Annotated in this window: 7 protein-coding genes; 4 read left to right on the top strand and 3 right to left on the bottom strand. The window is 63.8% G+C overall.

Annotation, left to right across the window (positions count from 1 at the left end; genetic code table 11):
- Window positions 1–104 precede the first annotated feature (104 nt).
- Window positions 105–572, bottom strand: a complete 468-nt coding sequence (locus ACFULT_RS17935; protein ID WP_037110910.1) for a universal stress protein — start codon at window positions 570–572, stop codon at window positions 105–107.
- A gap of 144 nt (window positions 573–716) precedes the next feature.
- On the opposite strand from ACFULT_RS17935, the gene ACFULT_RS17930 reads away from it, so the two are divergent.
- On the top strand, window positions 717–1,172 hold the full coding sequence (locus ACFULT_RS17930) for a cupin domain-containing protein (RefSeq protein WP_037110908.1): 456 nt from the start codon (window positions 717–719) through the stop codon (window positions 1,170–1,172).
- 110 nt (window positions 1,173–1,282) lie between these two features.
- Window positions 1,283–2,005 (top strand): GAF and ANTAR domain-containing protein, encoded by a 723-nt coding sequence (locus ACFULT_RS17925; protein WP_378482055.1) that lies wholly within the window; start codon window positions 1,283–1,285, stop codon window positions 2,003–2,005.
- 6 nt (window positions 2,006–2,011) lie between these two features.
- Here ACFULT_RS17925 and ACFULT_RS17920 read toward each other — a convergent pair whose 3' ends face one another.
- Both ACFULT_RS17920 and ACFULT_RS17915 read right to left on the bottom strand, forming a co-directional pair.
- Window positions 2,012–3,496: a DHA2 family efflux MFS transporter permease subunit gene (locus ACFULT_RS17920; protein ID WP_378482054.1), complete on the bottom strand. Its 1,485-nt coding sequence runs from the start codon at window positions 3,494–3,496 to the stop codon at window positions 2,012–2,014.
- Window positions 3,493–4,110 carry a PadR family transcriptional regulator gene (locus tag ACFULT_RS17915; RefSeq protein WP_378482053.1) on the bottom strand — a complete coding sequence of 206 codons (618 nt, stop codon included), beginning with the start codon at window positions 4,108–4,110 and terminating at the stop codon, window positions 3,493–3,495. Before ACFULT_RS17915 ends, ACFULT_RS17920 begins: the two co-directional genes overlap by 4 nt.
- Window positions 4,111–4,298: 188 nt before the next feature.
- Between ACFULT_RS17915 and ACFULT_RS17910 the strand changes: the two genes are divergently transcribed.
- Window positions 4,299–8,429, top strand: a complete 4,131-nt coding sequence (locus ACFULT_RS17910) for a molybdopterin-dependent oxidoreductase (protein ID WP_378482052.1) — start codon at window positions 4,299–4,301, stop codon at window positions 8,427–8,429.
- Between the two features lie 13 nt (window positions 8,430–8,442).
- Window positions 8,443–8,997, top strand: a complete 555-nt coding sequence (locus tag ACFULT_RS17905) for an isochorismatase family protein (protein WP_378482051.1) — start codon at window positions 8,443–8,445, stop codon at window positions 8,995–8,997.
- Window positions 8,998–9,015: the final 18 nt, after the last annotated feature.

The following is a 9,015-nucleotide window of genomic DNA, read 5'->3' as shown; positions in this document are numbered from 1 at the left end:
AAAGTGCCTGCTCGCAACGGGTTTCGGTCTCTGACCTGCACCCCGGTTCGATCTCATAATCCATTGGTCGCGGGTTCGAGCCCCGCCCGCCCCACACAATCACTTCACGGCACCACGGTCACCGGCCATCGCCCGGCTTTGACCAATCGCACGGCGACGGATCCGAACATTCGATGGCCTGCGTGCTCGGAGGCGCCGACGACGATGGCGTCGGCGCGTAATTCGTCGGCGACGGAGACGAGGCCGTTGAAGGGGTCACCGGTCGCGGTGCGGAACTCCCACCGGATCGAATCGGAGTCGCGGCTCGATTTCTGTATGTAGGCGAGAAGTTCGTCGGCGATCTCCTTCCCGGTTTCGACAAGGGAGATTCCCGCTTGACCCCATGCGGCGGTTGCGAGGGGTTGGACGTAGACCAGAACGAGCAGCGAGCCTTGCCTGCGCGAAAGTCCGGCGGCGTAGGCCGCGGCGCGCCAGGCTGAATCGGAGCCGTCGATCCCGGCGAGGATGACCTTGGGTCCGTCCACTCCGTACTCGAAGACAGAGGAATCGGGGGTATGTGCTGAGTCGTCCACTACTGCAGATTACTCAGCCTCACGATTTGTTCGGACGCTCCTGCCGGCTCCGCTACCGGCCGCGGAAATTTTGATACCGACTCCGCGATCGACCTGCGTATCTACGCTGGGTGCGGGTCGGTCCTTCCACGAGAGGTGAACCACATGTCCGTGCTTTCTCGCTGTGCCGCGGTAGGCGTGTCCTGTGTCGCGTTCGCCGGCCTCTCCCCTGCTCTGGCCGGTGCGACACCTCCCTCAGGGGTCACGGCGGAAACTTTGGCTCATGTCTCGTTCCCGCTGATAGCCGGCAGCGCAGAGCTCGCAGGCACGGACTTCACGGCACGCAGAATAATCATCGCACCGGGCGGAACGACCGGATGGCATTATCACGACGGTCCGGTGTATGCGTACGTCGAATCCGGCGTTCTGACAAGGACTTTGCACGACTGCACGAGGGTGTCGACGCCAGCGGGGCAAGTTGTTGCCGAAGAGGTCGACGCAAGCCATGTCCACCAGGGCGCCAACCTTGGCGCCGTCCCGGTGGTTCTGTACGCTGCCTACATCGAGCCTCCGGGCAAACCGTTTGCCGAGGATGCGCCGGCGCCCCTGTGCGCCGGGTGATCGATCGACTCTGACCACTCGGTATCCTTGACGGTCGAATGCAGCTTCTCGAGTCCAGGGCAGCGACACCAGACCCTGTGCGATATCCGCACACCCCGATCGGAGTGTTCATGACCGGTGATTTACACGCCAACGGAATCGCGTCCACCGATCCGGCGACCGTGTTCGCGGCTCTCGCGGACATCGTGTATCGCGGTACCAGCGCCGACGAGGTGTATTCGGCCATCTGTGTTGCTGCGACGCTGTTGGTGGACGGGTGCGACCACGCGAGTTTGATGGTCGTTCAGCGGGGTCAGCCGATCACGGTGGGCGCCTCCGATCAGGTGGCGCGGACTGTGGACGACATCGAGCGCGCCACCGGCGAGGGTCCGTGCTTGGACGCGATCGAGCAGGAGTCCGCTCAGATCGAACCCGATTTCCTGTCGCCGACGCAGTGGCCCGCGCTCGCGCGAGGCGTGGTGACGCGCACTCCGGTCCGCGGAGCAATGGGTTTTCGATTGCTGCTCGGCACCAAGAAGGTGGGCGCGCTCAATCTGTTCAGTGACACCCCCGGCGCATTCGACGGTGCGGTCGCGGATCGCGCCATCGTGATCTCGGCGTTCGCCGCGGTGACGGTGTCGGCGATCGCGAGCGGCGAGGAAGCAAGCACACTCCGTGCCGGGTTGGAGAGCAACCGTGAGATCGGCAAGGCGATCGGTCTTCTGATGGCGACGCACGACGTCAGCGACGATCAGGCGTTCGAGATGCTGCGCAAGACGTCGCAGGACATGAACGTCAAGATTGCTGCGCTTGCGCGATCGGTGATCGAATCGCACAAACGCAGCCTCCCCTAATAGCGGTTACTCACTCCGGACGGGTGGCCCTGGCGCATCGACGCGCTTGGGTAGAGCGAAGACGAGCAGCAGTGCCGCGACACCGAACGCTGCACTGACGGCCATCGCGACGGACGCTGCGTGCATGAATCCGCTGGCCACAGTGTCGGGGCCGGTGATCGTCAGCGATCCGAAGAGCACACTGCCGATCACCGCGATGCCGACGGCGCTGCCGATGCGCTGCATCGTCGAGATCACGCCGCTGGCCGCTCCCGCATCTTGACGGTCGACCGTCGCGACGATGAACTGCGCGTTCGGTGCGATGAAGGCGCCGTTGCCGAGTCCGGCGATGAGCAATGGAAGCAGCAGCTTCCAGTTGGTGAGGTCCGCCCCATCGGTTGTGGCGAGAACGATCCAGATCCAGATCAGACCGATGGCGACGAACGACGTCCCGAGCAGCAGCACCGTGCGCCCGAGGCGTTGTGTGAGCCTGTTGCTCTGCGACGACGCGATGATGCTTCCGATCGCGAACGGAAGCATGACTGCTCCCGACGACAGCGCGGAGTTGCCCAGACCTGTTTGCCACAGCAGTGACAGTGTGAAGAAGATGCTGGTGAACGACGCGAAGTACACAAGTGCCAGGATGGTGCCACCGGTGAAAGCGGGGTGGGTGAAGAGTTTGGGCGGCACCAGCGGGTTGCGTCCGCGCCGTGTGTATCGGACTTCCCATACGGCGAACGCAGCGATCAACAGCGCGCCTGCGACGAGCGTCAGATACGTCCACAGTGGCCAGCCCTGGTCCTGGCCTTCGATCAGCGGTACGAGCAGCGCGACGAGACCAGCGGTGACGAGAACGAGGCCGACCCAGTCGATTCCGGATTGCGGCGTGGTCTCCGTATCGGATCGCTTCGGCAGCAGAACCGCGGCGGCGATCAGTCCGACGATGCCGATGGGCAGGTTGACCCAGAACACTCCGCGCCAACCGTTCTCGTTTCCGAACGCCTCGATGATGAGACCGCCCGCTATGGGACCGAGCGCGGTGGAGACGCCGATGACTGCGCCCATGATCGCAAATGCCTTGCCCCGCACCTGCCCTGGGAACAGCAGCTGGATGAACGCGGTCACGGCGGGGACGAAGATGCCACCCGCCAGTCCCTGGACGATACGAGCAACGACGAGTTGAATGTCGTTCTGAGCCAACCCACATGCGAAGCTGGCCACGGTGAACAGTGCCAACCCGGCGAAGAACACCCATTTGTGACCGATTCGGTCGCCTACTTTTCCGGCTGGGATGAGCGCAAGCCCGAACGCCAAGGCGTACCCGGAGATGATCCAGGACAGCGTTGCTTCGGACGCGTCGAGGCTGGTTTCGATGGTCGGCAGTGCGACGTTGACGATGGTGGTGTCGAGCAGCGCCATGAACATTCCGAGCAGCAGCACCACCAGCGCCTGCCATGAGCGGCGTGGCACCACCGCGGCCGGTGCCGAGGCTCGTGAGTTGATTTCGGTCATGATGTGGAAGAGCCCTTCGATCGGTGTGATGGCGGTGGTTGGTGTGGGGGCGGAAAGTGTGTTCGTGCACGTTCCTCGGCGACGACGTCGGGCAAGGCGTCGACGAGGCTTTCGTGCCAGTCGATTTCGGCGTGCAGGCGCTTCTCGCGATGTTCCAGAGCGAACGTCTCGGCCCGCGACAAGTACGGCCGCGCCCGTGCATTTGCTTCTCGGGCGGTGCGCAGCAGTTCTTTCAGCATCGCGATGCGGCTTGTGACGATGCGGGGAAGCTCGTCGAGACGATCGGGGTCGAGCCTGCTGAGGGCCAGGTCGAACGGATCGGGTCGCAGCACGTACTCGGTCAGTCCGTCGCGTCTGAGTTCGCTCAGTGCGACGCGGCCGGCCTCGGTGATGCCGTACACCTGGCGGGCCGGAAAGTTGCCTTCCTGCTCGGTGCGCACATCGGAAATCAACCCCTCGGCATGCAACCGCTTCAGCGCGCCGTACAGCCCGCCGACGGAGATGTCGGTCCACATGTGGACGTGTTCTTCTTCGGCGAGCAACTTGAGGTGGTGGCCGTGCATCTCACCTCGTTGGGCAAGGGACCCCAGAATGAACAGGCGGATGGACGACACAGGACTACTCTCGCAGGAGTACTCGCGCGTGTCAAAGCCGCTACCAGCGGAAATATCCCATTCGTCGGATTCGTTCGGATCCAATCCAGCCGACTTCACGTCGCGCACCGGGAAGCCGTGAGGACATCGTCACATCGGCCTAACCGTCAGGTCATCGATGGGAATCCTCGAACGATGATCGTGGGTTCGTGGCAACAGAAACAGTCGACGTCAGTGTGGACACCGTCAAGACGGTGTGCGCGTACTGCGGCGTCGGATGCGGAATGACGTTGCAGATCACCCGGGGACCCGACGGCCCGGCGACGGTCGAGAAGTCCGTCGGAGACAAGTCTCATCCGTCGAACTTCGGCCGACTCTGCACGAAGGGTTCGACGACGTCGGACATGCTGCTGGCTCCCGGGCGCCTCACCACTGCGCTGACCAGAGCCAGGCGTGGGGACGATCCGATGCCTGCGGACACACCTCGGACGATCGTGGAGACGGCGCGCAGGCTACGGGCGATCCTCGACGAACACGGACCCGAATCCGTTGCAATCTACGTGTCCGGGCAGATGTCCTTCGAGGCGCAGTATCTGTCGAACAAGTTGGCCAAGGGTTTCATCGGAACCAACCAGATCGAGTCCAACTCGAGGCTCTGCATGGCCAGTGCAGGTACCGGCTACAAGCAATCGTTGGGAGCGGACGGCCCTCCCGGCTCGTACGAGGATTTCGATCACGCGGACGTATTCTTCGTCACCGGGGCGAACATGGCCGACTGTCACCCCATCTTGTTCCTACGCATGATGGATCGGGTCAAGCAGGGCGCCAAGTTGATCGTGGTCGATCCTCGGCGCAACGCCACCGCGGACAAAGCTCACCTGCATCTGCAGATCACCCCCGGAACCGACCTGGACCTGTTGAACGGTCTCCTGCACCTTCTGGTCGCCGACGGTCACGTGGATCGCGAGTTCGTCGACGAGTTCACCGACGGCTGGGAAGCCATGGAGGGCTTCCTCGCCGAGTACACGCCGGCCGAGGTGAGCAGGAGAACCGGCATCGACGAGCAGGCACTGCGGACGGCCGCGACGTGGATCGGCGAGGCCGGTAACTGGATGAGCTGCTGGACAATGGGTTTGAACCAGTCGACGCATGGAACTTGGAACACCAACGCCGTGATCAATCTACATCTGGCGACCGGGGCGATCTGCCGTACCGGCAGTGGTCCGTTCTCTCTGACCGGTCAGCCGAACGCCATGGGCGGCCGCGAGATGGGGTACATGGGCCCCGGTCTACCGGGTCAGCGGTCCGTGTTGTCGGAGGAGGATCGGACGTTCGTGGAGAACCGGTGGGATCTTCCTCCCGGAACACTCCGCACCGAGGTCGGCGGCGGCACCATCGACATGTTCTCACGCATGGCCGACGGCGACATCAAGGCATGCTGGATCATCTGCACCAATCCTGTTGCCTCGGTGGCAAACAGGAAGACAGTCATTGCCGGACTCGAACGTGCCGAGTTGGTGATCACTCAGGATGTGTTCGCGGACAACGAGACCAACGGATACGCCGACGTCGTCCTTCCCGCCGCACTGTGGACGGAATCGGAGGGTGTCATGATCAACTCCGAACGCAACCTCACACTGTTCCAGAAGGCCGTCGACGCTCCGGGGCAGGCGTTGCCGGATTGGCAGATCATCGCAGCAATGGCCTGCGAGCTCGGATTCGCCGACGCTTTCACCTATTCGAGCGCCGAGGAGATCTTCGAGGAGATCAAACAATTCTCCAATCCGCGGACCGGGTACGACCTGCGCGGAGCGACGTACGACCGTCTGCGCGCCACCTCGTTGCAGTGGCCGTGCCCGCCGGACGACGACGCCGACCGGCATCCCATTCGCTATGTCAACGACGGAATCAGCCAGACCCGGCGCGTGCTGAGCGACGGATCGGTTCCGCGCCTGTCTTTTCCGACGCCGACCGGCCGAGCGCAGTTCTTCGCTCGACCGTCCATGGCACCGGCGGAGATGCCCGACGACGACTACCCGTTCCTGCTCAACACCGGCCGACTTCAGCACCAGTGGCACACCATGACGAAGACCGGAAAGGTGGCCAAACTGAACAAGCTGAACCCTGGTCCCTTCGTCGAACTTCATCCCCTCGATGCCGAACGGCTCGGCGCTGCGAACGGCGACCGGATCGAAGTAGCGTCCCGGCGTGGCCGAGCAGTGCTGCCTGCCGTGATCAGCGATCGCGTTCGACCGGGAGACTGTTTCGCGCCGTTCCACTGGAACGACTCCTTCGGTGAATACCTGTCCATCAACGCCGTGACCAACGACGCGATCGATCCGTTGTCCCAACAGCCTGAGTTCAAGGTGTGCGCCGTGACGTTGACCAAGGTTGCCGGGGCCGTCGAGAAAAGCGACCCCGTACCCGCTTCGGCTTCGCCTTCGGCAGTCGACGCGCTGGCCGGTCTGGTCGGCGATCACGCCGGACCGGCGCTACCACTCCCCGTGCACGAACAGCGTTACATCGCAGGCCTTCTCGCCGGTCTCCGCGCGGACGGTTCGTTGGCCGGCACTCCTATGTTGCCCGCCACTACTCCCCTCTCCCCCGAGACCCGAGCGTGGGTGGAAGGTCTGCTCGCAGGCCTGTTCTCGCGCCAGGACGTGGCCGCACTGGATACACAGGCGGGAAACGACCCGCTCGGGCAGGATGCATCGGACAAGTCAGCGGTGCTCGTCCTGTGGGCGTCGCAGACCGGCACAGCCGAGGAGTTCGCCTACTCCAGCGTGGATGCGTTGAGGAACGCCGGTATCGCGGTGACGGAGCACGTCATGGACGATTTTCCGGCCGCTCGTCTGTCGCAGTACACAGTCGTGCTGCTGATCAGCAGCACGACCGGTGACGGTGACGCACCCGACAACGGTGCGACGTTCCTCGACGGACTCAGCGGAGACGACGCCCCGGACCTGACCGGACACCGCTACTCGGTGCTTGCATTCGGAGACTCCAACTACGACGACTTCTGCGGCAACGGGCGTCGACTCGACAGCAGATTGGCCGATCTCGGCGGTGAACGCCTCGTGGGCCGAGTCGACTGCGAACCCGACCACGAGGAAGCGTCGGCGATGTGGCTCGAACGGGTGCTGGCCAAGCTGAACACGGCATCGCAGCCCGTCGCACAGGCCGTGATCGCTCCGACGTCAGCATCGGCCGACGGGGCGCCGTCGTACGGCAAGAAGGCGCCGCTGCCCACCGCACTGGTGCGTAACACCCCACTGAGTGCGGCCGGGTCGAGCAAGGACGTCAGGCAGTTCGGATTCCACTTGCCGGAAGGCACGCTCACCTACTCGGCGGGTGACGCGCTCGGCGTCTGGCCGCGCAACAGTGACGTACTGGTCGACGAGTGGCTGGGCGCAACGGGTCTGGACGGAGACACCGTCGTCGACCTCGCCGGGCACGAGTCGATGCCGCTTCGCATCGCTCTCCGCGACCGGCTCGAGATCGCTAAGGCCACACCGGATTTGCTGAAGTTCGTGCACTCCCGCACCAACGACGCCGATCTCGAACGAATGCTGATGCCGGAGAACAAGAGTGCGCTCGCGGACTGGATGTGGGGTCGGCAGTCCATCGACGTACTGGCCCACGCTCCGGTGACAGCGGACGTGGATCAGTGGCTGACGGTACTGAAGCCGCTGCAGCCGCGGCTCTACTCCATTTCGTCGAGTCCGAAGGAAAGCCCGAGCGAAGTGCAACTGACCGTGTCCACGGTACGGTTCAACGTGCACGGCATACCGCGTCGTGGTGTGTGTTCGACGTATCTCGCCGACCACGCCGAGGGTGAGGACGTGGGAATCTTCGTTCAGAAGTCGGCGCATTTCAAACCACCGGAGGACCCGACCGTACCGATGATCATGGTCGGACCTGGAACGGGCATCGCCCCCTTCCGCGCCTTCCTCCACGAAAGGCGCGCTCTCGGCCACACCGGCCCGAACTGGCTGTTCTTCGGTGAGCAACATGCCGCAACGGACTTCTACTACCGCGACGAGCTGACGACGATGCTCGACGACGGTTCCCTCACGCGCCTCGACGTCGCGTTCTCTCGGGATCAAGCGTCCAAGGTGTACGTGCAGGATCGGATGGTCGAGCACGGTCCGACGCTGTGGAAGTGGCTCCAGGAGGGCGCACACTTCTACGTCTGCGGCGACGCGTCACGAATGGCGAAGGACGTCGACAATGCACTCAAAGGCATTGTCGCTCAGCATGGTCGGCTCGCTCCAGCCAGCGCCGACGCCTACGTGAAGTCGTTGTCGGCCGAGAAGAGGTACGTCCGCGACGTGTACTGAGTATCGTCGTCGCATGACGATGTGGAAGGACCGTCCGCGTACCGCGCTGCTCGTCGTCGACGTTCAGGTCGACGTGATGGCGGCGTCGATCGATTCCGACACCGTGGTGGGTCGCATCGTCGACTTGGTGGAGAAGGCACGCTCCGCTGGTGCGCCGGTGGTGTGGGTTCAGCACTCGGCCGACGACCTCGTCGCGGGATCTCCGGGCTGGGAGTACGTGCCACAGCTGAGACGAAACGAGTCCGAACCCGTGATTCACAAAACGTACGGCGACTCGTTCGAGGACACCGATCTCGACGCCGTCCTCGCGACGTCGGCCGTCGGCAGGATCGTCGTCGCGGGCGCCCAGACGGACTTCTGCATCAGAAGCACACTGCACGGCGCGCTCACCCGCGGTTACGACACCGTTCTGGTCGGTGACGCGCACACCACGGAGGATTTGACCGAGTGGGGTGCGCCGAGCCCGGAACAGGTGATTGCACACACCAATCTGTACTGGGACAACCAGCGCGCCCCGGGAAGGAAAGCCGGAACGGTTCCGACCGACAAGGTCGACTTCGGCCGGTAGAGCAGCGCTAGGCTCTGC

The sequence above is a fragment of the Rhodococcus sp. NPDC057297 genome, assembly GCF_042667435.1.
In the GTDB taxonomy this organism is placed as follows: Bacteria; Actinomycetota; Actinomycetes; order Mycobacteriales; family Mycobacteriaceae; genus Rhodococcoides.
This window is presented reverse-complemented; position numbering and strand designations above follow the sequence as displayed.